The sequence below is a fragment of the Rhodothermales bacterium genome (assembly GCA_017643395.1).
Lineage (GTDB): Bacteria > Bacteroidota > Rhodothermia > Rhodothermales > UBA10348 > JABDJZ01.
Window position 1 is genome coordinate 1,753,081 of record JAEPNP010000001.1, and the last position, 23,993, is coordinate 1,777,073.

Genomic DNA, 23,993 nt, shown 5'->3' on the forward strand with positions numbered 1-23,993 from the left:
TATCCGCTTCTGGCCCCAAAGGCTTGATTCGGTTACATTTACCCATGCATTGTCCTGAAGAGCTCAGTTATGCGCCGTTTACTAGCAACCGTATTTCTGTTTGCCTTCGTCGCCTGTGATTCCGATCCAAACGGTACGACGAGCCAATTCGACGACGCGACAGTCGAAGCCCTGTCATCTGCTCTCGAAGCCCAGCGCGCGGATCTGGACCTGGCCGGTGCCATCGTAGGTGTCTGGATGGGTGACGATGAGTGGACCCACACCCTAGGGCATGTTGACCGGGCCAGGAGTGCTCCGATGAGCACCGACTTGCACTTCCGCATCGGCAGTGTCACCAAGACCTTCACCGGAGAGCTGATCCTGCGCCTGGTGGATGAGGGAGTGCTCTCTCTGGACGACACCGTCGACATGTATCTGCCGGACGCCCCGCGGGCCTCAGAGGTCACCATCCGCCATCTGGGGCGCATGGAAAGCGGCTACGCGACTTACACGTTTGACCCGGACTTTCAGGCCGCCCTCTTCGCGGGCGGGAACATCACATGGCGGCCCATGGATGTGATCCAGATTGGGTGGGACAACACAGCGGCGGAATGCCCGATCGTGCCAGGCTATTGTTTTGACCCCGGGACAGACTTCGCCTACAACAATACGAATCTGGCCATGTTGGGCCTGATTGCCGAACAGGAGACCGGCACACCACTGCGTGATCTCTTTCGCACCTACCTGCTGACTCCGGCCGGTATGTCGAATACGCTGATGCCGACCAATGCCTCTTTGCCCAGTCCGTATCCCCGAGGCTATTCCACGCAGGGTCTGGCCGAGGGCTCGCGCGAGGTGCACGACGTGACGGACTGGAACCCGACCTGGGGCTACGGCACCGGCGACATGGTGTCAACCCTCGCCGACCTTCGCATATGGGCCGAAATCATCGGTAGCGGAAGTGGTCTTTCCGCGGCCATGAGAGCCGAGCGTTTCAGGGAGTCCAGGTTTCCTCCCAACCAGCCGGGTCGAGCCTACAGCTTCGCCCTTGGTGTCAAGGACGGTTTCTGGGGACATACCGGGTCTACAACCGGGTACACGACCACGGTCAAGCACAACCCGGATCGCGGTGTGACTCTGGTCGTGCTGACCAACGGAGACCAGCATTATCGGCGTGATACCAGCGACGAGCGTCCATACACGCCGTCGGACGTGCTGGCTGATGCTGTCCTGGAAATCCTGAAGCCGGAGGGCGGCTGGTAGGTCAGTCCTTCTTACGGATCCAGATACCGCCGATGGCGGCAACCAGCAGGCTGGTCACCATCGTGCCCACCACGCCGTCGAAGGCGGACCGGACTGCGGAGGTGTTTTCGGTCGCGGCAACAAGATCCTCAACCTCCGCCTCGGACAGCCCCATGTCAGCGTAGGCCGTGCGGTAACCTTCCGCCATCTCCGCGAAGTACTCGGGGAAGATCACGGTGGTGACCAGTAGCGAGCCGGCGAAGATCAGCACCGAAGCCACCGCGCCCACCACGAGGCCGTTCAGAACCTGGCCGCCCCACGTCGCATTCTGGCCGTAGGCGCGCAGGCACTGCACGACCGCGACGATGTTCAGTCCGATGGCTATCGCCAGGAAGGCAAAAGACATGCTGAATGTCTTGTGCCAGCCCAGCAGGGCGAAGACCAGGGTCACAACAAAAACGGAGGCGCCGAGCACGAGGCCCCAGCGGACATTGGCTTGCATGGCGAGTGCCTGAATGGTGGAGGGGGGAGCAGAAGGTAGCTTGCGCACACCGAGCCTACCACCCAGTCATGAATCCCGCAGCCGCGATCGCGCACGCGCCGCGGAAGGTCCGGATCTGACAATCGGCGCGAACCGCCGCCGGTGGGTCGGATGACCGAGCCCGGGACTTCGAGGACCTGTTCGCGTCATTGAACGATCATGAGGTGCGATACCTGGTCGTAGGTGGCTACGCCGTGGCCGTCCAGCAAGGAGGCCGCCGCCCGACCCAAGGACCTTGAGGACGTCAGGGTCCTCAGGGCCTCCAGTCCTCACTGATTTCCGCTGCCCGATATACCCCGTCCGCGGCCTGCAGAACCTTGCCCTTCAGCTTCTCGGGATAGTCCTCCGGCAGGCCCTCCACGAATGCACGCACGATGCCCGCCGCCGAGCCGGTCTGGTGTCCGTCGAGGGTCGCGTGCAGCCACCGCCCCGGGAAGAAAATGTCCCCGGTGCGCTGAATTTCGAGTGTCAGGTCCAGAGCCGGCCGAATCAGGTGCTCGGATTCCCGGGCCCGGAGCGCATGGTGCAGCATGCGCATGCCCTCCAGCACCTGGGACTCGACGGCCCTGTTCTCGACATCAGCGAGCCTGGCGAACCACGCCTCCCGCACCGCGGGATCCGGTGAGCCGGCCTCCATGGACGCCTCGAACCGACGCTTGCGGTCGCGATCAGTCAGCCGCTCCGATTGCGCCTCCAGCACATCAATTCCGCGAAGTGCCAACTCCCGAGCCATCCCGGCGTAGTCCCACTCCGAGAGAGTCACGCCTTCAGGGGGCACTTCGCTGATCCAGATCTGCTCCATGCGGGCGATGGCCTCATTGCTCAACGCCACGTCCTGCCAGGCCTGGTACCAGGCGTTCCGCTCGCCAGGCGTCTCGGACCCGGTGCGCATGGTGTCGAAGAGGCCCTCCAGGCGGGGCGCCCATGCCTCGCGCTGGGAAGGAGCCAGCAGGCCCCAGTACACGCCACGGATTCGGCTGCCGATGTGCTGGCGCAGCAACTCCACAGGCTCATTCGGCAACTGCAGCGATGCCTGTTCCAGGAATGCAACCGGGGAAAGCGTGCCGTTCAACACCGCGTCATGCAGTGTCAACCAGGCGGCGCCACGGTCAACCGGCGCCTCAAGGCGCGGCGCGCCTTCAAGCAGGGCCATCGCCCCTGCCGCGCCCAGCCGGTAGTCTGCGTAGCCCTGTCCGGCCGCATTGGGCAGGATGAACGCCGCGCCTTCGGGGGCGGCTTCGCCCGCTGCGACGGCCGCGGCCCCATCGCCCGAGAACACGATCGCGGTATGCTCCTGCGGCCAGGTCAGGCCGCGGCCGAACGGGTCCGATTCCTCAAACCGCAGCACGCCGTCCGCAATCTGCACGTCCACGACGGGGCGTCCTGGTTCTTCAACCCAGGCCTCGCTCCAGGAGGCCAGGTCTTCCGGCGAGCGCGCGTCCAGGATCTCGATCAGTTCGGGCCAGGTGGCGTTGCCGAACGCAAAACGCTCCAGGTATTCCCGGATTCCGTCCTGGAATGTGATCTCGCCGATGCGCTGCTCCAGCATGCGCATCACCATGGGGGCCTTCTGATAAATGATGGCGCCGTAGAGGCTGCCGGCCTCGTTCAGATTGTCCAGATCCTGCCGGATGGCGTTGGCACCTGCCGTTCGATCCACCCCGTAGGCCGAGGGGTAGTGCGAAAGCAGAAAGCGCAGCTCGTGGTCGATCTCCGGGAAGGAAGGCTGCACGATCTTCGCCGCCATGAAGTTGGCGTACACCTCTTTGGTCCAGACGTCGTCGAACCAGTCCATGGTGACCAGATCCCCGAACCACATGTGCGCCGTCTCGTGGGCGATCAGACTTGCGCGCCCCAGCTGCCTGGTGACGGGCGGATTCTCATCCAGCATGAGGCTCGAGGAGCGGTAGTAGATCGCGCCGGGGTGCTCCATGCCGCCGAACTGGAAAGACGGGATGAGTACGAAGTCGAACTTGCCGAAGGGGTAGTCGATGGCGGTGTACTGCTCGAGCCAGGCGAGCGATGCCGCGTGCAGATCGAAGATGTCGCCTTGATTCCGGGTGACCTTGTCGATATCCGACTCGCGGTGGTACATGGTCATCGACCTGCCGTCACGCTCCCCGGTCACGGTCTGGAATTGGCCGGCGGCGAAGGCGAACAGGTAGGTGGGAATCGGCTCGGTTTCGGCAAACTCCAGGCGGCGCGTTCCGCCGGAGAGCTCATCGCCCGTCAGCGCCCCGTTGCTGACTGCCGTCCACGCTTCGGGGATAGCCAGGGACAGGCTCCAGCGCGCCTTCAGATTGGGCTGGTCGAAAACGGGGATGGCCATGCGGGCGCGGTCCGGGACGAAGAGCGCGTAGAGGAAGTCGTCGTTGCGATTCAGCGAGGCGTCGCCGGCGGTGAAGTGGAGAGTTATCGAGTCCATCGCTCCCGGGATGACCACGTGCTCGTTGACGACCTCGAAATCCAGTCCGCCGGCGACGCTGTCCACGGTGCCAGGCACGAAGTCAAGCACGACTGGGCCGGGCGCATGCCGCTGGAACGAGACGGTGATCTCGCCGGCGATGGGCTCGGTGCGCGACTCGGGGAGCTCGAGGTGTAAACGATAGCGCACGTCCGAGAAGCGCTCGGCGCGCTCCTGAGCGAGTTGCAGCGGCACTCCGGGGGCCGGCGGCGCCGGGTTCGAGCAAGCCACGAAAGAGCCAGTCACTATCACGGACAGGAGGGCGGGAAGGCATTTCATGCGGGAGAACGGGTCGGGAGCCGGTTGTTTGTAGGGGGAGATTACCTCCGGAGGGTCGCTCGGCCGACTAGAGCAGTCTATCAAGGCCCCTCAGCGGGCCCTCAAAGTGCTCACGGCCCTCGCCGGTCTCGGCGATCAGGCTGAAACCATCAAACCGAAATCCGGGCGCAACGGTACAGCCGACAAGACCCAAGGCACCGACTGGCTCGGCTGCCTGCCAGACACCCGCGGGCACGACATGGCTGGGGGCACTCTCCTCGGCGGAGGCTGGTCCCAGCACAACGGACTGCAGGGTGCGGGACTCCGGGTCGAACGTGTACAGCCGGATTCCGGCGCCGCCGCTGAAGTGCCAGGCCTCGTCGGCGTCCACCACATGCCATCGGCTGATCTCGCCGGCAGCGAGCAGATACAGAATGGACGTCATTACGGGCCGTTCGCCCGCATCGCTCGTGCCCGACTCGTAGACCCTGCGATACCACCCTCCTTCGGGGTGCGGCGACAGGCCAAGCCGGGAAATCAGGTTCGAAGCTTCGCTCACCGGAGTAGGCAACTCATGGAAGAATGCCGGAAGTTGCGGCATCAACCGATTGGATACCATGAGTCGTTTCGTGTGCGTGCTGGTCACGCTGGCAGTGACGCTGCCGCTGCAGGCCCAGAATTTTCCATTTTCGCTTTCGGTGCCCTTCCCGGAGATCGAGCGGTTCGATCCCGCGATACCGACGCCGACAGAGGTGCTGGGGCATGAAATAGGCACCAAGCACACCTTTCCGCATGAGGTCGTGCGGTATTTCGAGGCGGTGGCGGCGGCCAGCGATCGGGTCACCGTGGACGAGCATGCGCGCTCCTATGAGGGTCGACCCCTGATCCACGCCATTGTCACCTCCCCGGGCAACCACACCCGGCTCTCGGAGCTGCAGGCGGCAAACGCTCAGCTCTCCGAGGACCCCGGATCGGCCGATCTGACCGATATGCCGGTGGTGGCCTACCAGGGGTACAGCATCCACGGCAATGAAGCCTCCGGCACCGAAGCCGCGGTGTTGTACCTGTACTACCTGGCGGCAGGCCAGGGAGACTGGATCGACCAGGCCCTCGATCAGACGATTCTCATCGTGGATCCGCTGTTCAACCCCGACGGACGGGATCGCTTCACCGATTGGGTCAACGGCAATCGCGGTACCGTGGCGACGGTGGACCCGGAAGACCGGGAGCACAACGAACCATGGCCCTACGGCCGTACGAATCACTACTGGTTCGATCTCAATCGCGACTGGCTGCCGGCGCAGCACCCGGAAAGCCAGGGCCGCATGAATGTCTTTCATGCTTGGCGTCCGCAGGTGCTCACAGACCACCACGAAATGGGTGGCGATGCGACCTTCTTCTTCATGCCGGGCGTGCCGAGCCGCAACAATCCGAACACCCCGGAGCGCACGTTTGAATTGACCGCCGCCCTGGCGGACCACCATGCCGCGGCGCTGGATGCAATCGGTACGGCCTACTACACGGCCGAGGGCTTTGACGATTTCTACTACGGCAAAGGCTCCACCTTCCCCGATATCAATGGAGCTGTCGGCATCCTGTTCGAGCAGGCCTCATCGCGCGCTCTCAAGGCGTCGACTTCCCTGGGCGACATGACCTACGCGTTCACCGTGCGCAATCAGTTCGCGACGTCCATTTCGACGTTGAAGGGTCTCGTCGAGCACCGTGTCGAGCTTCTGGAGAACCACCGCGACTTCTACGCAGCTGTCCCGGAGTTCACCCGGCGGAGCCCCGTAAAGGGCTACGTGGTCAGTCTGGATCGTGGCGGAGTGCGCGCAGACATGATGCTCGAGCTCATGGCACGACACGACATCGATGCGTTTGAGCTCGCGGACGATGTGGTGGTCGACGGCCGGCGATTTGAGGCCGGTGCGGCCTATGTGCTGCCGATCGCCCAGCGCCAGGGGCGCCTCCTGGAAGCAGCATTCGAAACGATGCGCACGTTTGGAGACTCGCTGTTCTACGATGTCTCGACCTGGACCCTGCCGCTGGCCTACGACCTGGAGTACGCGGAACTGACCGCCGATCCGGCAGGGCTTCTGGGAGACCCGGTTCAGGCAGGTAGCGTTTCCGGAAGCATTACCGGAACGAGCGCGCGGCATGCCTACCTCATCCCATGGGACCAGCAGTGGGCTGCCCGGGCGGCGCTTCGGATTCTGGAGGCGGGCGTGACACCCACGGTCGCAACGCGGCCTTTTTCCGCAATGGTCGGGGGTGAGGTGCTGGACTTCGAACGTGGCACACTGATCGTTCCGGTCGTCCCGCGGGCGTTCGCTTCCGCGGATGAGGCTGGCCCGGACGTGCATGCGCTGGTTGCCGAAGCCGTAGCCAACGAGCGCGTTCAGGTGTATGCAGCCGACACGGGGCTGACCCCGGCAGGGCCTGACCTCGGAGGCCGCAGCACGCAGCCGCTGGAGTTGCCCCGCGTTGCCCTGGTGACCGGAGAAGGCACGTCCATGTACCAGGCCGGTGAGGTGTGGCACCTGCTTTCCGAGCACTACCAAATGCCGGTTTCGCTGCGCGACGCGGATGGAATCGGCGACGATCTGGACCACTACACCACCCTGATCCTGGCCGGTGGGTGGTACGGGGATCTGAATGCCGATGCGGTCCGCGCCTGGGTGCGGGGAGGCGGGCGCCTGATCCTGCAGGACTCGGCTGTCAACTGGGCGCGTCAGAATGAACTCCTGACGCTGGAAGCGAAAGAATTCGACCTGCCGCTGGACGGAGTTGCCTACGAAGATCTCGGCGACACGCGGGGTGCCCAGGCCATCGGAGGAGCCATCTTTGAGCTCGAACTGGATACCACGCACCCGCTGGCCTTTGGGCTGCCGGAGCGGCTGCCTGTATTCCGACAGGGCAACACGTTCTATGAGGCTCCGGAGCTCTCGAGTGCAGGCGTTGGTCGGTATTCAGACCGGGGTATCCTCAGTGGCTACATCTCCGATGAGAAGCTGGCCGACCTCCCGGGTTCGGCCGGCGTGGTGGTTCAGCAGCAGGGGCGCGGGCACGTGACGGCCTTCATGGACCGAGTCTATTTCCGCGCGTTCTGGCACGGATCCAGCCGGCTGTTGACCAACGCGATCTTCCTGGGGCCAGCGTACTAGGACCTGGTCAAGCGCTCCCTCTGGCGTTACAGGAGCGATGGTGCGCGCCTCTAGTGGAGAAACACCCCACTGGAAGCCTGCGTCAGACCCTTGCTCCTACAATGTTTACAACAATGTCGCTCTCTCGGCCTTCGGCTGGTTCACGGCGATTCTCAATCCCGGAATACCTCGCAATGGGGGAAGCAGGGATTATTTGCGACGACGAACGTGTCGAACTCATCAGAGGCCAGGTGGTCACGGTGAGTCCGACCGGCAACTGGCACGCCGCATCCGTTCAGCGACTGTCACGCCTCCTGCATGACCAATTGGAGTCGCCAATCCAGGTCGCCATTCAGAACGCGATCAACATGGCCGGCGATACTCAGGTTGAGCCGGATGTGGCTGTGCTTCGGCCCGGTTTCGATGTCTGGGAATCAGGGCTGCGGGGGGAGGACTGTCTGCTGATTATTGAGGTCGCGCAATCGTCGTTGGAGTCCGACAGGTCTACCAAGCTCAGACTCTACGCAGAGGAAGCGATTCCCGAGTACTGGGTGGTCGATCTGGAAGGCCGAAGGGTCGAACGATATCGCAAGCCGAGCGAGGCTCGATTCATGAAGACAGAAGTCTGGGCCTCTGGCGACGTGTGCCGGTGCGAAGCGCTCGAGAGCGTGATGATTCCGGTGGCCGAAATTGTGCCGCCGGCCGACCAGCCTACTTCAGGCTCTCGTGCCTGACCCAGTCGACCTCCATCACCCACGGACCCTCCATGGGTCCCGCTTCGATCTTGGCAAAGTTCAGGATGGCGAACAGGGGCTCGGGGTAGGTTGAGGCCAGACTGTCGTTGCGCGCCACCTCCTGCCCGTTGAGCAGGTATATGAGGTCCGTTTCACCGAACTCGACGCCGTACTCCTGGAACTCGTCAATGTCCGCTTCCAGGTCTCGCTGATACGTCCACCAATCACCGTTGCAGGGCTCTGTCTCCTTGATGGCCCGGGCCACGTACTTGTCCTCCGGATTGGCGCCATGGTGCTCGAAGATGTCGATTTCGCCGGATCCGACCGAGGGCCAGCAGATGTCCTCATCGGCCTCCTGTACGGGAGGCTCATTGTTGCGCGCACCCAGCAGCCACCAGGCCGGAAACATGCCCGGCTGCCCGGTCCCCGGCACGCGAAGCCGCGCCGTCCATCGCCCCTTGACGAACTCCTTCCGGTTCTTTGAGGCGATGCGACCTGCGACGAACTGTGTCGGCGGATGCTGCTCCCCGAATTTGCTCATGTTGTCGCATTCGACGGGTTCTCCGAGGTCCACAACCCGCAGTTTCAGCGTGCCGTCCGACACCTCGCGTGTCCCGTGCTCGCCATCCCGCAGGTAGCACTGGTCCTCGTTGTTCACCCACAGGATCTGGTCTTGCCAGTTGGCCTCGTCGAACGTCTCGAAGTCGTCGAAGAAGTCAACCTGCCAGGTCGGCTCAGATGAACACGAAATGAGGAAGATCGGGAGGCAGACAAGCAGCGTGGCGCGACGCATGGTGTGACGTTATATTGGTCTGAAAACCTTTTCAAGAAGGTACGCAAGGGGTTCGATTCTTTCACCCCGACGCCCACGCCCACCAGCCTTCGCCCTATGAGTGCACCCGTTGAAGCGCCAACGATGGCGTCCTGGGAGATTCTTGACGATCGCGGCACCTTCCGCCTGCCGGACGCCGACCGCACGCGCTACCTGTATTTCCCGCTAGTGGGAGAGGGTGGGCCGTTTGCGGCCGTGTCTCCGGGAATGGCCGGTGATCACGCGCTGAGCCACGAGCACTTCCTTTCGGTGCCATCGTCGGTGGAGGACCTGCATGAAGCCCGCTGGCGCCGCGCCGTATGGCTGCGCATTCATGGCCACGAAGCCTGGGCGGCCGATGGGGGCTCCGCTGCGCAACGCGCCGCACGCTTTGACCGGGACGAGTCCGCCACGGTCACCGCAGGACCGCTCTGGCACTCGGTCACCCGCATCCACGCAGCGAGCGGGCTGAAGGTGGAGTTGACCAGCCTCGTGCCTCCGGAGGGCGATGCGGAAGTGCTGCACATCTCCGTGCAAAACGCCGGTGACCAGGAGGCGTCGTTCGATCTGGTGCCCGCCATGCCTATCTACGGCCGATCGGCCGATTCCGTACGAGACCACCGCCACGTCACGGCCCTGCTGAATCACGCAGAGACCGTCAAACACGGCGTGGTCGTTCGGCCACGGATGATCTTCGACGAGCGGGGTCACAAGCGCGGTGATGTAGCCTATTTCGTGTACGGAGCGGGTGAGGAAGGTGCCGCTCCTGCTGCAATCCGATCCTGCCTACCTGCCTTCACGGGCGAGGCGGGAGACCTCGATTGGCCCGCCGCCGTAGTGGCGCCCGAGCACGCGGGCCGAGTCGGTGACGTCGACGGCGAGGAGGCTATTGCAGCTCTGGAGTTTGCCACCTGCTCCCTCAGGCCAGGAGAAACGCGCCGCTGGTCACTGGTCATGGGGATTCGTCCCGAAGCACCTGCTGCCGAGCAGATCCTCGGGAAGTACGGACCGGATTCGGATGTACTGGAGCGCACGCGGCAATTCTGGGATGAGCAGTTGGATGCGCTGTCTTTCCGATTCGGGGACCGCCAGCGCGACGGCTGGCTTCGCTGGGTCGGCATCCAGCCCATTCTCCGCCGTCACTTCGGCAATTCGTTTCTGCCCTATCACGATTACGGTCGGGGCGGACGCGGCTGGCGAGACCTGTGGCAGGATTCTCTGGCTCTCCTGCTCATGGGAGAAGACGACGTCGAGGAGCAACTCTACAATCACTTTGCGGGCGTGCGCATGGACGGCACGAACGCGACCATCATCGGGTCTCGTCCGGGCGAATTCCTGGCCGACCGGAATGCGATCGCACGAGTCTGGATGGATCATGGCGCATGGCCGCTGCTGACCGTGCGACTTTTGCTGGACCGGTCCGGAGATCCGGACTTCCTGCTGCGCAAGCAGGTGTATTTCCGGGATCGCTTTATTCGCCGGGCCCGCGCCCTGGACGACCAGTGGTCTGAAGGCTCCGGCACAGTGCAGAAAAGCCGAACGGGAGAAATTTGGCGGGGCACCATCCTGGAGCACCTGGTTCTCCAGCATCTCACCGCGTACTACAATGCGGGAGAGAACGGGTGCCTGCGCCTGGAAGACGCCGACTGGAATGACGGCATGGATCTGGGCCGGGAGCGCGGAGAGAGCGTGGCATTCACCGCCCTGTATGCCGGAAATCTCGCTGATCTGGCGGATCTCGTGGACTGGCTGGCGGCCAACGGGCAGACGTCCCTGGAGCTGGCGAGTGACCTGCAGCTTCTGCTCGACGGCGCGGGGCAGACCGATCCCGCTCCTCGTCGCAAGGTGCTGGACGACTATGTGGATGCCATACTGAGCGGCCCGAGCGAAAGCATGCGCGTGCCAGCCAGGGATCTCGCGGCCACACTGCGCCGCCTGTCGGACTCCCTTGCAGAGCGCGTTCGCGAGCAGGAGTGGCTGCAGGACGGCTGGTTCAACGGCTACTACGACAACCACGGTCGCAGGGTGGAGGGGCACGTTGACGGAGAAGCCCGCATGACGCTGACGGGTCAGGTGTTTCCGCTGCTGGCAGGTATCGCCACCGATGAGCAGGCCTCCCGGGTCTACGCATCCGCTCGAAAGCATCTCTGGCGGCCGGAAATGGCCGGCTACCTGCTCAATACCGATTTCGACGAGGTTCGCATGGATCTCGGCCGGGCGTTCGGATTCGCCTACGGCCACAAGGAGAACGGCGCCATGTTCACGCACATGGCCGTCATGTTCGCGTTTGGTCTGGCCCGATATGGCATGGCCCGCGAATGCTGGGAACTGGTCAACCATCTGTATCGCCACACCTGCGGGTTCGAGCGCAGTCGCATGTATCCGGGCCTCCCGGAGTACGTGGATCCGTCAGGGCGTGGGCGCTATCCGTTTCTCACCGGCTCGGCGGCCTGGTACCTGCACGTCATGCTCACCTGGGTGATGGGCGTGCGGGGCGACAAGGGAGACCTGACCGTTTCGCCGGGACTCCCGGCCGAAGCCTTTGAAGGGGGCTCTGTTTCCGTCTCTTTCGGGTTTGCAGGTCGCCGCCTAACCGTGGAGGTCAACAATCCCGCAGGTCTAGATGCCGATGCCTACGGTGTTGCGGAGGCCGCACTGGGCGCCGAACCGATCGCGGTTGAAGGCGGCACCTTGCGCATCGCCCGATCACACCTTCTTGCACTCGACGCAGGTGATGAACACCGCATCGTCGTTCACCTGGGCCCAAGCCGATAACGTGGTGCGTCCGGCCAACATCTCACACCTGATACCATGACCAAGTACCGCTATGTCATGCGCGTCGCGCTTACAGTCGCGATGGGCGGTTTTCTGATGGGCTTTGACGCCTCCGTGATTTCGGGGGTCGTGGGGTTCATTGAGACGGAGTTCAGCCTCAGCAAAATCGAGTTGGGCTGGGCCGTGAGCTCACTTACCCTGACGGCAACACTGGCCATGATGACCGCCGGGCCGCTCAGCGACCGATTCGGTCGGCGAAAGGTCCTCTTCTGGGCTGCCATTCTTTTCGCGGTTTCCGCCATTGCGTCGGCCTTTGCGCCAAACTTCTGGACCCTGGTCGTCGCGCGCATGATCGGTGGATTTGGCGTGGGCGCATCGCTCATCATTGCCCCGATGTACATCGCGGAGATTGCACCGCCGGCTGTGCGAGGCCAGATGGTGTCCTTCAACCAGCTGAATATCGTCGTCGGTATCTCCGCCGCGTTCTTCAGCAACTACCTGATCCTGCAACTGGGGCAGAGCGATGCGGGATGGGTGCAGTCCCTGGCATTTGAGGCCAACAACTGGCGCTGGATGCTGGGCGTGGAGACGTTGCCGGCTCTACTCTACTTCGTCGGGCTGTTCTTCGTGCCTGAGAGCCCGCGCTGGCTGATGCTGAAGGGTCGTGAATTGGAGGCTCGCGGCGTGCTTGAGGACGCCGTCGGCAAGGAGGAAGCCCACCGGGAGGTCGCCGACATACAGGCCAGCCTGGCCAAGGATGCCGACAAGGAAAAGGCTTCGGTGCGCGAGCTGTTCGCCCCGGCCATGCGGCTGGTGATCACCATCGGCGTCGTGATCGGTGTCATCCAGCAGATCACGGGCATCAACTCGGTGTTCTTCTACGCGCCGATGATCTTCGAGCAATCCGGTATCGGGACCGATGCGTCCTTTGCCCAGGCGATTCTGGTGGGTCTGATCAACCTGGTGTTCACGGTGATCGCCATCATGTACATCGACAAGCTGGGCCGAAAGGCCCTGCTGGTGGCGGGCCTGTCCGGGATCACGGTCTCCATGTTCGTGCTCACGTTCGGGTTCGGCTCCGCCACGTACACCCTGACCGCAGACAGTATCGCCACGTTGCCGACCGAACTGAACGTGGCTGCCGTCGCCCCCATGCAGGACGTGACCTACGACAATGACGTGGCCTTCAAACAGGCCCTGCAGGACGCACTTGGTGAAGCGGAGGCGACGCAGAACGAGTCCGCCTTCATCAAAGCCGCCATCTCGATGAATCCCTGGCTGGTGCTGATCGGGGTCCTGGGATTTGTGGCATCGTTTGCCGTTTCGCTCGGACCGGTGATGTGGGTGCTTTTCTCCGAACTCTTTCCCAATCGCATCCGGGGCATTGCCATCTCCTTTGTCGGTCTGATCAACTCGGCCGTCAGTTTCGGCGTGCAGCTGGTTTTCCCCTGGGAGCTCGCCACGCTCGGAAGTGCTACCACCTTCTTCATCTATGGCCTGTTTGCCGTGGTGGGTCTGGTATTCGTGGTGGCCAAGCTGCCGGAAACCAAGGGCCGTTCCCTCGAAGAACTCGAAGCCATCCTTGTCAAAGCCTGATCTCCCCTGATCCCATGACTGCCATGTACCGCCTTCCTGTCTATGTCCTGGTCGGAGCGCTGCTTGTTGGCTGCGCTCCCTCAGATGAAGCCCCTCCCGCCGAGGGGCCAGCCACCGTTGAGGTCCGCCAGGAAAACGGAGCGTACCAGCTCTACGTCGACGGAGAGCCCTTCTTTGTAAACGGCGCCGGCGTGGAGCGCCAACCCCCGGGGCAGGGAAGCATAGCTGAACTCGCAGCCCGGGGAGCCAACGCCATGCGGACATGGCGAACGGACGAGGCGGGTCGAACGGGAGGCGAAATCCTTGACGAAGCGCACGAGCACGGACTGATGGTGCTCATGGGTCTGGAGATCGCCAGAGAACGGCCAGGTCAGGGCGTAGGCGTTTTTGGGTTCGACTACGACGATGAGGAGGCCGTCGCTGCCCAGCTGGAAGCGGTCAGGGAGGAGGTCATGAAGTACAAGGACCATCCCGCCCTGCTGGCCTGGGGCATCGGAAACGAGCTGAACCTGGAGGCCACCAACCCGAGGGTCTGGAACGCCGTCAACGAAATCTCGGAGATGATCCACGAGATCGATCCCCATCACCCGACAACCACGAGCCTCGCCGGGATCGGTCCCGAACTGGTTGTGCAGTTGAACGAGCGGGCTCCGGATCTGGACATCATCAGCATTCAGATGTACGCGGACATCATCAACCTGCCGCGATATATCGAAGAGACCGGGCTCGACCGCCCGTATCTGGTCACCGAGTGGGGTGCTACCGGGCACTGGGAGATAGACACTACGCCCTGGGGCGCGTCGATTGAGAACACGTCGTCGGTCAAGGCAGACTTCTATCTTCAGCGCTACCAGGAGGCCATCGCCCCGGATACCACGCTCGGACTCGGCTCGTTTGTATTCCTGTGGGGACAGAAGCAGGAACGCACTCCAACCTGGTACGGCATGTTCATGCCGACCGGAGAGGCCACCGAGTCCGTGGATGTCATGGAATACATCTGGACGGATGAGTGGCCGGAAAACCGGTCCCCGAGGCTTTCAACCGCTTCCATCAACGGGATGACGGCCTACGAGGGCATCTATCTCGGAGCCGGAGAGCGGTTCACGGCCACCACGGATGCCGCCGACCCGGATGGAGACGACCTCATGTACCGCTGGGAGATCATGCGAGAGACCACGGAGACCTCGACCGGTGGTGACCAGGAGTCTGTTCCGGAGACGCTGTCGGGCCTGGTGGACAACCCGGATTCGCCTTCCGTCTCGGGTACCGCTCCCAGCCAGTCAGGCGCGTACAGATTGTTCGTCTATGTCTACGACGGTGCCGGAAACGCCGCCCACGCCAACATCCCGTTTTTCGTGCGCTAGGCCGTAGCGCGGTCGGCGGCTCCGCCGGCCAGGCGACGAATTGTTTGAGCCAGTTCGGCGGCGCGAATCGGTTTACAGATGTAGGCGTCCATGCCTGCCTCCAGGCACCGCTGTTCATCGCCGTCGAGCGCACGCGCGGTGAGTGCGACGATGGGAGTGCGGCTTCCGCTGGTGGACTCGGCCTGGCGAATCAGACGGGTGGCTTCGAAACCGTCCATCACCGGCATTTGCATGTCCATCAGCACGATGTCGAATGTGCCTGAGCGAAATGCCTCGACAGCCAGTTCGCCGTTCTCTGCAATAGTCACTTCGTGCCCCGCATTCTCCAGAATGCGAATGGCCAGCGTACGGTTTACCGCGTTGTCTTCGGCGAGAAGGATGCGCACGCGGCGTCCATCAAGCGACGCGGAGTCCGCAGGGATCCCGGCAACTTCACCCTGGGTGACTGCCAGGATGCCGTCCAGAACCTCAGACTGGGTGAACGGCTTGAGCACATGCACAGCGACATCCAGAGCGCTGATTTGCTCGGTCAGGTGCAATTCAGTCAGAGAGGTCAACATGACCAGCGCTACCTCGTCCGCCCCCCAGCGCTGCCGGATGTTTCGGGCAACCTCCAGGCCATCCATGTTGGGCATCTGGTAGTCCAGCAGCACTAGTGAGAATGCCGGCTTGCCGTCCGGTCCCTCCATGTGCCTGAGGGCATCCTCTCCGCTTGCTACCAGCGTGGGCGTCATGCGCCAGTTGCAGAGCATTCGCTCCAGGATAAAGCGGTTGGTGTCGTTGTCGTCCACAACAAGCACGTTCAACCCCTCGAGCGGCGTGTCCTGCGCCAGGGCCAGGCTAGGCACCACGTCCTTCGAAGGCTCGAACTGAGCCGTGAAGGAGAAGGTGCTTCCTTCCCCTGGCTTGCTCTCCAGCCAGATGCGGCCCTTCATGAGCTCGACCAGCCTGCCACAAATCACCAGACCGAGCCCCGTCCCGCCGTAGTGCCGGGTCGTGGACATGTCCGCCTGCACGAATGCTTCGAATACTTTTGATTGTTGGGCCTCCGGAATTCCGATTCCGGTGTCGCGCACGGAGAACTGCAGCTCAATCGACTCTGCAGAGGAGCGTTCTGTGGGAGCGACGGAGACCACGATTTCCCCGGTCTCGGTAAACTTGATGGCATTGCCCACCAGATTGACGATGACCTGCGCCAGCCGCGTCGGATCGCCGTGAAGCAGGCGGGGCACCGCAGGGTCAATGTCGAGCGCCAGATTCAGTCCTTTTGACTGCGCGCGGAAGGCCAAAGACTTCACGGTGGAGCCGAGCCGCTTCCGGATATCGAAGGCGATGGCCTCCATGCCCATCATACCGGCCTCGATTTTGGAGAAGTCCAGTATGTCGTTGATGATCGACAACAATGACCTGGCCGAGGTGGCCGCCATGTCCAGATACTCGCGCTGCGCGGAGGTCAGCGGCGAATCCAGCGTGAGTTCGATCATGCCCATGACCCCGTTCATGGGCGTCCGGATCTCGTGACTCATGTTGGCCAGGAACTGGTCCTTGGCCACGTTGGCCGCCTGGGCCTTGGCACGCAGCTCCGCCTCGACGCGCAGCTTCCGGCGTATCGTGCCTACCTGGCCGATGCGGTGAGCGCCTACCAGCAAGCCGGCCATGAGTGCGACGGCGACCAGAGCCATCAGCGATCTGAACCAGATGGTCTTCCAGAAGGGGGGCAGGACGGTGATGTTCAGCGAAGCGGGCTCGGTGCTCCAGACCCCATCGGAATTGGAACCGCGAACAAGTAGTTCATAGGTCCCGGGGTCGAGATTGCTGTACGTGGCGCGGCGCCGGGTCCCTACATCATGCCAGTCCGGGTCGAATCCGACGAGTCGATAGGAATACTGGTTCTTGGCCGGGTTGGTGAAGTCCAGAGCAGCATATTCGAAGGTGAGTACGTTCTGGTCGTACCTGAGCGTGAGGCTGGGCGCGACGCTGATGTGCGCCTGCAGGGGGGAGTCGGGGTCCTTCGGATCCACTTCCCGGTTGAACAGCTGGAATCCGGTGAGCGCGACCCTTGGTGCCGTCTTGTTCAGGCCGACGCGACTCGGGTGGATGACGTTGAATCCATTCGATCCGCCGAACAGCAGCCGACCGTCACTGGTCCGCCCGTGTACCCCTCGTGTGAATCCGTTTTCCTGAAGGCCGTCCTCGACCGTGAGCAAGCTGCACGAGCGCCGGGCCATGTCAAACCGGCAGAGACCGCGATTGGTGGCAATCCAGGGAACCCCATGAGGATCCAGTTCCACGCCCACGATGTGGTTGCTCGGCAACCCGTCCGCGCTAGTCAGGATGCGCACTCTCCCTGTTGTGCGCTCGACGACGTTCAACCCGAGATCCGTTCCTATCCACAGGGATTCCGGATTCGGGGCCAACACGGAGAGCACGGTGTTGTCACTCAGTCCCCGGCGGTCTCCGCGCAGCTGCTTGTACACCTGAAACGACTCGCGGACCGGATCGAACACGCTGATGCCGTCATCCTGAGATCCAATGACCAGTTCTCCCTGCGGAGTCGTGGCGAGGATGAGGTTGTAATTGTCGGCCAGGCCCAGGTCCGGGCCCGACCAGACACTCATGGCTCCTGTGGCGGTGTCGAGCCGGACAAGGCCACCCCCGAAGGCGAGGGCCCAGATGGCGCCGGTGGCATCCTGTGAGATACCGAAAATGTTCGGGGAGGGAAGGCCTTCTGTCTGCGTGTAGTAGCGAACGAACCGTCTGCGTTCCGGGTCGAACGCGCCCATGCCGCCGCCCCATGTGCCGACCCATATCAGGCCGTCGAGATCCTCAAACAAGGCAAGCACGGCGTCGCTTTGAAGGCGTGTGTTGCCCGAGTCGAAATGCTCGAAAGTGCGGGTGCCGCGTTGCTGTCGATAGAATCCGCCACCGTCGGTTGCCACCCAGAGGTCTCCGACTCGCGACTCCACCAATGCCTTGGTCGCGTTCGACCGCAGGGATCTGGGGTCCCCGGGACGGCTTCGATACAACTCAACCGCCGGCGGTGTGGCGCGAAGCACGTTGAGTCCGCCTGCAAAGGTGCCCACCCACAGATCACCGACCCGGTCCAGGTGCAGGGCCCAGACGGACGGATGGGCGATGCTGTTGGGATCATCCGCGTCCGTTCTCGCGTGCGTGAACACCCCGCTCGCGGGGTCGAAGCGATCCAGGCCGCCATTCTCCGTACCAATCCAAAGTCGACCGCGGTCATCGGCGGCTACCGTTAGGAGGCGGTCCAGAGCGAGCGAGTGCGGGTTGGCTGGATCGTGCCGGAAGGTCGTCACTTTGCCCGATTCGATGCGGGCCAGGCCCGCGACGCGGGTTGCGGCCCAAACTGCCCCGTCGCGTGTTTGGGCAAGGTCGACAATGTCGTCGTTGGGCAGCCCGTCCGCCGAAGCTGGATCGTGCCGGAGGCGAGTGACCTGGCCCGAGAAGTCCTTGATGAAAATGCCGCGATCGGTTGCCAGCCACACGCTTCCGTCCGCTGTGCGCAAGAACGCGTGAACCCGAGCGTCACCCACCTCCGTGCCGAGCGGACCATCAACCGGCTCGAGTCCATCCTTTCCGCGGCTGAGCTGAAACAATCCCTCCAGTGTGCCTACGAGCAGGTCCCCGGCAGGCGTCTCCGAGACCGCCATGGTCCAGGCGCCGGTAGGAGAGACCGGCCAGCTGGTGAATCCGTCGAGTGTGCGGTCGAATCGGCTCAGACCGGCCCACGAAGTCACCCAGAGCGTTCCTTGCCGGTCCTCATAGAGACTGGTCACATGGCTGGAAGCCAGCGACGAGCGTGACTTGGAATCCGGCGCATACTGGTGAAACGTGTAGCCATCGTAGCGAAAGAGCCCCTCACCCTGCGTGCCGATCCAGAGGTACCCCAGGTGGTCCTGCAGCACGGCGGTAACGTGCGAGTTCGCTACGGGGGTGCCGGGAAATTGCTCAAATACTGCGGTCTGCGCGTTGGCCTGGGTGTGCAGTCCCAGCAGCAGCAAGACCACGGACATCGCGCCACGCAAACCGTTGAGGCGGATGCGAAGGCCCGGGGAGGACAATGCAGAATCGAAGTGGAGCACGCGGGAACGGGGGGGAACGGCGCGTCAGATGATGTCCGCTCTGGGGCAAACCCCGTGCCCGGTCCGGTTTCCTCGTCCGTTGACCCGCTCCCCTGATCAGGCGAGGGCCGGTGCGGAAGAATGAGCCTTCGCGGCAAGAAGACCTTGCCCGCGGAGGAACAACTGCCAGGCCGCGCACAGCAGGCGGTGTTCGTTCGGCGTTCCCCCGCGCCGATTCCAGTCGCGGGTCGCCAGGTAGAGGCTTTGCAGGGCGGTGGCGAATCGGTAGGTGCCCATGAACCGGTCCATTTCGGCAAGCCTGGCGGAGACGGAGGGCAGGGTTGGCCCTTCCGGGTCGGGTCGGGCCGCGAAAAGCCGCTCGGCCTCTCGGACCAGTCTGTGCGCTCGATGGAGCGCGTCCTCAGACCACTCCAGCGGCTTGTCCGGGTTTGCGCCGGCGAGCACCGCAAGTCGCACGACGTCTGCGCCGTGTTCGTCGAGCAAACGGTCCAGGTCGGCAGCGTTGCCATGCCGCTTCGCCATTTTGCGTCCCCCTGATTTCACCACGTCGTGGCCCTCAAACCGCGTCAGGATTTCCGGATGCTCGAGCAAACCCATGTCTCGAAGGGCATGCCCAAGGAACCGGTAGAGGTATACGTACACGAACGAGTCGAAGCCCGAGTGGAAAAACACCTCCTGCGCCGGGTCGCTGCTCCACAGGGTGAAGGGATTGATGTCGGGCGACCAACGCGGATGCGCAGCATGGAAACACCACGTGTCGTCCAGAAAGCAGTCGAGTTTGTCGGGCACGGTCGGCGCCTTGCCACCGCATCGCCCGCATACCGAACCACCGTCACCGCCGTGGCACGGAAGTCTGACCGGCAGCGCCTCCTCAGGCACGGGCTGCACGCCGCACCGGGGACATTCCACCGCAGGCAGGGGCGTTGCCCACTCACGCGATCGGCTCACAAGCCAGTCACCGACGCCGAACACCGTGGTCGCATGACCTCCGGACTCGGATCCATGGAGCGTCGGTAGTTCCGACGGGTCCCCGGACTGGGACAGAAAGCGCGCATCGACGTCTGCGGGCAAGTCGTGCGCGGCCATCGGAAAGACCACCAGTTTCTGGTGGCCGAGGTGGAGCAGGGCCACGGGGTCTGTATTGAATCCGCCCTGCCCTCGGCGGGATCGGGTGGTCGCTGCCTGCGGTGTACCCAGAGCCCTGATCAGGGGATGACCGGCCCAGAGGCCGATCGAAGCGGCCTGCACGCCCTGCTCTGCGAAGAGACGCACGGTATGGGTGGTCCCCTCGAAGGGAACCTCCAGCAGGCAGAGCCGACCCTGCTTTCGGGCCAGAAAACTGCGCATCATGGTCCGCGCGCGTGGACTCCACCCGGTCAGCGAGTCGATTCCGTTCCAGAGTTCCGTGGCGTACTGGGTAGTGCGAATGAACCACTGCCGGGACTCCTGGATACCCGCCCTCGCCCCGCATCGCCAGCACCGACCCTGCTCGATCTGTGTGGCCGCCAGGAATTCGCGGCAACCGTGGCAGTAGGGCATGTCCCGCTGCGCCCTGTACACCAGACCGGCTTTCCAAAGTGCAAGGAAGAGCCACTGCGTCCAGCGATAGTACCGGGGATCACAGGTGCGGGGATGATCGGTGCGGTCGTAGGACAGGCCAAGTCGCTTCAGTTGCCCTGCGATGCGGTCAATCTGGTCTGCCACATACCGGTGGGTAGGGACTCCGGCCGCGTCGGCCCCGGCCTCATGCGGAAGCCCGAATGCATCGTAGGCGGTCGCGTATCTGACTGTGAGCCCGGACGCACGCAGCCATCGTGCGCTGACGTCGCCCTGCACGTAGCATCGCACATGCCCCAGATGCAGTGACCCGTTGCAGAAGGGCGCCGAATCGAAGTTCAGCTGCCAGGTGCCTTCAGTCATAGTACGCCCGACGGGAATTGAACCCGCTCCTCCGGTTTAACAGTCCGGCACTCTTCAGCCATCCGGGGCCGAATGCGGAGCCAGGCCTGCCGGGGCCTGAGGGTCGCGCCCGGAGGTGTGACGGCCGGTGCGATACCCGCAGATCGTGCAGGCCATCCGTATCCAGCTGGTCGGTAGGCCTTGACCATTAAGCTACGGGCGCATGTCGAGGGCGATTATAGGTGCCCGACTCCCGGAGATCGATTCGGCTGTCTTGAGCGGTTCCAGCCGCTGTCTGAATAGAACGCGCGCGCCCGTATCCTGTGTCAAACCAACAGGCCCCATGGTGAACGAAGTCGAGTCCCGATTCCTGGCTACACCCGAAAAGGGCGAGGTCTCCGCGCTGCTTCTGACCGCAGAGACGCCGCGCGCGCTCCTGGTGTTGGGTCATGGCGCCGGCGCCGGCATGCGCCACAAGAACCTGCAAGCCGTTTCAGAGGAACTGGCCGCTCGGGGAATTAGCACCTTCCGCTATCAGTTTCCGTTTCGCGAACGTGGAGGGGGGCGCGACTCGGAGGCCGTCTCCCTGGCCACCGTTCGCTCTGCCGTCAGGGAGGCCCGCCGACTCTACCCGGCCCTCCCGCTTTTTGCTGGCGGACACAGTTTCGGTGGGCGTATGACGTCGTTGGCCGCGGCCAAACGAGGCGGGGCGGAGGACCCCATGAACACGCTCAGTGGGATGGTCTATTTCAACTTCCCGCTCCACGCGCCGGGCCGGGCATCCGATCACCGGGCCGCGCATCTGGGCGATGTGGTCCTGCCGCAACTGTTCCTCAGCGGCACCAGGGACAGCCTGGCGAAGCTGGAACTTCTTGAGCCGGTGGTTGCCCGCACCAAGGACGCTACGCTGCACAAACTTGACACCGCAGATCACGGCTTCAAGGTGCTGAAGCGCACGCGCACCTCGCCGGAGTCTGCCATTGAGGAAGCCTGCCGGATTGCAGCCGCCTGGATGGAGGGTCTGGTGCCCGGCTGATTGTTTAGCGACGCGCTTCGCTACGCCTCGTTCTTGCGCAGTTCCTCTTCCAGCCGCAGCCGCTCTCTGGACAGATCATCTACCAGGGTGTCCGGCGCCATGCGCGCGTACGCCCCCATGACCAGAGCCCGAATGACGTGCGAGTACTCGTCGCGCATAGACTTTCCGGGCTTGCCGCTGGTGTCGGTCAGCACGCGCAGAAGCTCGGTTGCGTGCTGAAGCCAGTCCTGGTCCCGTTCCATGAGCGGGGAAGAGAGGTAGCGCTTCTCCACTTTTGATCGAACCTCTTTTCGGATCTGCTCCGCCCTGACTTCCTTCAGGTCTTCGCGATCGGGCTCCGCGGTGTGCATGACTGCGGCGCTCTTTTCGATGTACTCCTGAATCCTGCGGCGCTGCCCGCGCATGGCAGGATCATGCCCCATGGCATCCAGGACGGACTGCAGGGGATGGACGAACTTGGAGGAGTCGCTGGAAGAGGCTTCCGGATTCATTTGCTGGAATAGGGGATATCGAGGACGTGGTAGTCCCCGACAATCCGCGTGCCAACGCAGCACCGGTCTGCCTCAGGTTACCGGACGCCCATCGGTATCCTGGGTCAGGATCTCACTCATGTAGTCAAAAAATGGCCGGGCCGAGAGCCACGTCATGACGACCAGGCGGTGAAAATCTTCGCCCGTGACCTCTGCAGCAGTGAACTTCCGATCGAACAGAAACTGTTTGTAGCGTAGCAGATCGATGCTGGGGTGATCTTTGGGGTAGCCTCGAGGCGCAGACTTGAGTGAGTCCCCCCACATGGGACCGAAGACCTCCACCGTCTGTGGATTACCCGCCGCCGCGCGAAACCGGGCTCCGTCGGTATCGATGTGTGCGCGAATGCGCGCCAGGTCGCCTTTATTCGGTCCCCAGAAGCCCGCGGCAATGTCCGCTCCGTCCGGTCGAATGTTGAGAAAGTATCCTCCGCGCAGGTCCGGTTTGCGCCTGGACAATGACATACCGAATCGGGGGTTGTAGGGCGTTTTGTCCTTCGAAAACCGGACGTCCCGATAGATGCGCCACAGTTTGGTGCCCTGGATGTCGTCGACCTGATTCATCGCCGCGTGCAGCGCGGCCAGAAATCCTTTTGCGTCGTCGTGGGCGCGCGTGTACCGGTCCTTGTGACTATTGAACCACTCCCGGTCGTTGTTCCGGGTCAGATCCTGGAGGAAGTGCAGCGTAGCGGGGTCAAAATGGGCCATTGGAGGGGCGATAGGGTCTGTTCACGACGAACGGCGTGCCGATAATCCCCGCCACATGCCGCGTGTCGTGCAGGGCCGGGTATTTACTTGTTGCAACAATATTGTACGGTCGTGCACCAGTGCACGCCACATCAAACATTTTCGATCAGTCATGCGATTCTTTTCCAAGTTCTCTCTCTTCGCGGCAGTTTTTGCGCTTCCGCTCATGGGCTGCGACAGCAACTCAAGCGACGACACGACCGTGGAGGTCACGGCCAAGACCATCGTCGAAACGGCAATCGATGCCGATGACTTCAACACGCTGGTGACGGCCGTGCAGGCTGCCGACCTCGTAGCGACGCTCAACGGTCCGGGACCGTTCACCGTATTCGCCCCGACGGACGCCGCGTTTGACGCCCTTCCGGACGGCACGGTGAGCAGCTTGCTGGAGCCCGAAAATCGCGACCAGCTCGCCTCGGTGCTCACCTACCACGTAGTCTCCGGTCGCGTGCCCGCATCGGACGTCGTGAATCTCACCTCGGCGCCGACTGTGCAGGGTGCGACAGTAGATATCACGGTCGTTGACGGCGTGGTCAAGGTCAACAACGCCACGGTGATCCAGACAGACATCGAGGCCTCCAACGGGATCATCCACGTGATCGATGCCGTGCTGCTCCCGCCGAGCAACTAGTTTCTTTAGGGCATTCCTGAATGCCCCGACCCCGCCTGGAAAACTTCCAGGCGGGGTTTTTTGTGTCTCTGCGGAACGGTGTGGTCCTGAACCACTGGCGCACGCTTGGGCGAAGCGCTTCCAGCCGGTGTACCACAGAT

Annotated in this window: 16 protein-coding genes; 8 read left to right on the plus strand and 8 right to left on the minus strand. The window is 63.1% G+C overall.

Annotated features, from left to right (window positions below; genetic code table 11):
- Nucleotides 1-69: 69 nt before the first annotated feature.
- On the plus strand, nucleotides 70-1,242 hold the full coding sequence (locus tag JJ896_07175; protein MBO6779419.1) for a beta-lactamase family protein: 1,173 nt from the start codon (nucleotides 70-72) through the stop codon (nucleotides 1,240-1,242).
- Between the two features lies 1 nt (nucleotide 1,243).
- Here the strand turns inward: JJ896_07175 and JJ896_07180 are convergent, their stop codons facing one another.
- From JJ896_07180 to JJ896_07190, 3 genes are all read right to left on the minus strand, one after another.
- Nucleotides 1,244-1,723: a DUF4199 domain-containing protein gene (locus JJ896_07180; protein ID MBO6779420.1), complete on the minus strand. Its 480-nt coding sequence runs from the start codon at nucleotides 1,721-1,723 to the stop codon at nucleotides 1,244-1,246.
- Nucleotides 1,724-2,015: 292 nt separating this feature from the next.
- A complete protein-coding gene (locus JJ896_07185; GenBank protein ID MBO6779421.1) occupies nucleotides 2,016-4,505 on the minus strand; it encodes a hypothetical protein in 2,490 nt (829 codons plus the stop codon).
- A gap of 67 nt (nucleotides 4,506-4,572) precedes the next feature.
- A complete protein-coding gene (locus JJ896_07190) occupies nucleotides 4,573-5,085 on the minus strand; it encodes a cupin domain-containing protein (GenBank protein MBO6779422.1) in 513 nt (170 codons plus the stop codon).
- 16 nt (nucleotides 5,086-5,101) lie between these two features.
- On the opposite strand from JJ896_07190, the gene JJ896_07195 reads away from it, so the two are divergent.
- Together JJ896_07195 and JJ896_07200 are read left to right on the plus strand one after the other, a co-directional pair.
- Complete coding sequence (locus tag JJ896_07195) at nucleotides 5,102-7,648, plus strand: hypothetical protein (GenBank protein ID MBO6779423.1); 2,547 nt, start codon at nucleotides 5,102-5,104, stop codon at nucleotides 7,646-7,648.
- A 173-nt stretch (nucleotides 7,649-7,821) separates the two neighbouring features.
- The gene (locus tag JJ896_07200; protein ID MBO6779424.1) at nucleotides 7,822-8,361 is read left to right on the plus strand and encodes a Uma2 family endonuclease; all 540 of its coding nucleotides are present in this window, start codon (nucleotides 7,822-7,824) and stop codon (nucleotides 8,359-8,361) included.
- On the opposite strand, the gene JJ896_07205 is transcribed toward JJ896_07200, so the two are convergent.
- Nucleotides 8,339-9,154, minus strand: coding sequence for a family 16 glycosylhydrolase (locus JJ896_07205; GenBank protein ID MBO6779425.1), 816 nt, complete (start codon nucleotides 9,152-9,154; stop codon nucleotides 8,339-8,341). The two genes, JJ896_07200 and JJ896_07205, sit on opposite strands and share 23 nt — an antisense overlap.
- Before the next feature lie 96 nt (nucleotides 9,155-9,250).
- Between JJ896_07205 and JJ896_07210 the strand changes: the two genes are divergently transcribed.
- From JJ896_07210 to JJ896_07220, 3 genes are read left to right on the plus strand one after another with little or no spacing between them, the layout of a single operon-like run.
- On the plus strand, nucleotides 9,251-11,947 hold the full coding sequence (locus tag JJ896_07210; GenBank protein ID MBO6779426.1) for a cellobiose phosphorylase: 2,697 nt from the start codon (nucleotides 9,251-9,253) through the stop codon (nucleotides 11,945-11,947).
- Between the two features lie 36 nt (nucleotides 11,948-11,983).
- A complete protein-coding gene (locus tag JJ896_07215) occupies nucleotides 11,984-13,543 on the plus strand; it encodes a sugar porter family MFS transporter (protein ID MBO6779427.1) in 1,560 nt (519 codons plus the stop codon).
- 23 nt (nucleotides 13,544-13,566) lie between these two features.
- The gene (locus JJ896_07220; protein ID MBO6779428.1) at nucleotides 13,567-14,907 is read left to right on the plus strand and encodes a hypothetical protein; all 1,341 of its coding nucleotides are present in this window, start codon (nucleotides 13,567-13,569) and stop codon (nucleotides 14,905-14,907) included.
- On the opposite strand, the gene JJ896_07225 is transcribed toward JJ896_07220, so the two are convergent.
- Both JJ896_07225 and JJ896_07230 read right to left on the minus strand, forming a co-directional pair.
- The gene (locus tag JJ896_07225; protein ID MBO6779429.1) at nucleotides 14,904-18,992 is read right to left on the minus strand and encodes a response regulator; all 4,089 of its coding nucleotides are present in this window, start codon (nucleotides 18,990-18,992) and stop codon (nucleotides 14,904-14,906) included. The genes JJ896_07220 and JJ896_07225 overlap by 4 nt on opposite strands.
- A 117-nt stretch (nucleotides 18,993-19,109) precedes the next feature.
- Nucleotides 19,110-20,933 (minus strand): class I tRNA ligase family protein, encoded by a 1,824-nt coding sequence (locus JJ896_07230; GenBank protein MBO6779430.1) that lies wholly within the window; start codon nucleotides 20,931-20,933, stop codon nucleotides 19,110-19,112.
- A 322-nt stretch (nucleotides 20,934-21,255) separates the two neighbouring features.
- Here JJ896_07230 and JJ896_07235 point away from each other — a divergent pair, with 322 nt between their 5' ends.
- On the plus strand, nucleotides 21,256-21,948 hold the full coding sequence (locus JJ896_07235; GenBank protein ID MBO6779431.1) for a hypothetical protein: 693 nt from the start codon (nucleotides 21,256-21,258) through the stop codon (nucleotides 21,946-21,948).
- Nucleotides 21,949-21,968: 20 nt separating this feature from the next.
- Here the strand turns inward: JJ896_07235 and JJ896_07240 are convergent, their stop codons facing one another.
- A complete protein-coding gene (locus tag JJ896_07240) occupies nucleotides 21,969-22,439 on the minus strand; it encodes a hypothetical protein (protein MBO6779432.1) in 471 nt (156 codons plus the stop codon).
- Between the two features lie 72 nt (nucleotides 22,440-22,511).
- Nucleotides 22,512-23,183: a DUF2461 domain-containing protein gene (locus tag JJ896_07245; GenBank protein ID MBO6779433.1), complete on the minus strand. Its 672-nt coding sequence runs from the start codon at nucleotides 23,181-23,183 to the stop codon at nucleotides 22,512-22,514.
- A gap of 151 nt (nucleotides 23,184-23,334) precedes the next feature.
- On the opposite strand from JJ896_07245, the gene JJ896_07250 reads away from it, so the two are divergent.
- Nucleotides 23,335-23,853 carry a fasciclin domain-containing protein gene (locus tag JJ896_07250; GenBank protein ID MBO6779434.1) on the plus strand — a complete coding sequence of 173 codons (519 nt, stop codon included), beginning with the start codon at nucleotides 23,335-23,337 and terminating at the stop codon, nucleotides 23,851-23,853.
- The last annotated feature ends 140 nt before the right edge of the window (nucleotides 23,854-23,993 follow it).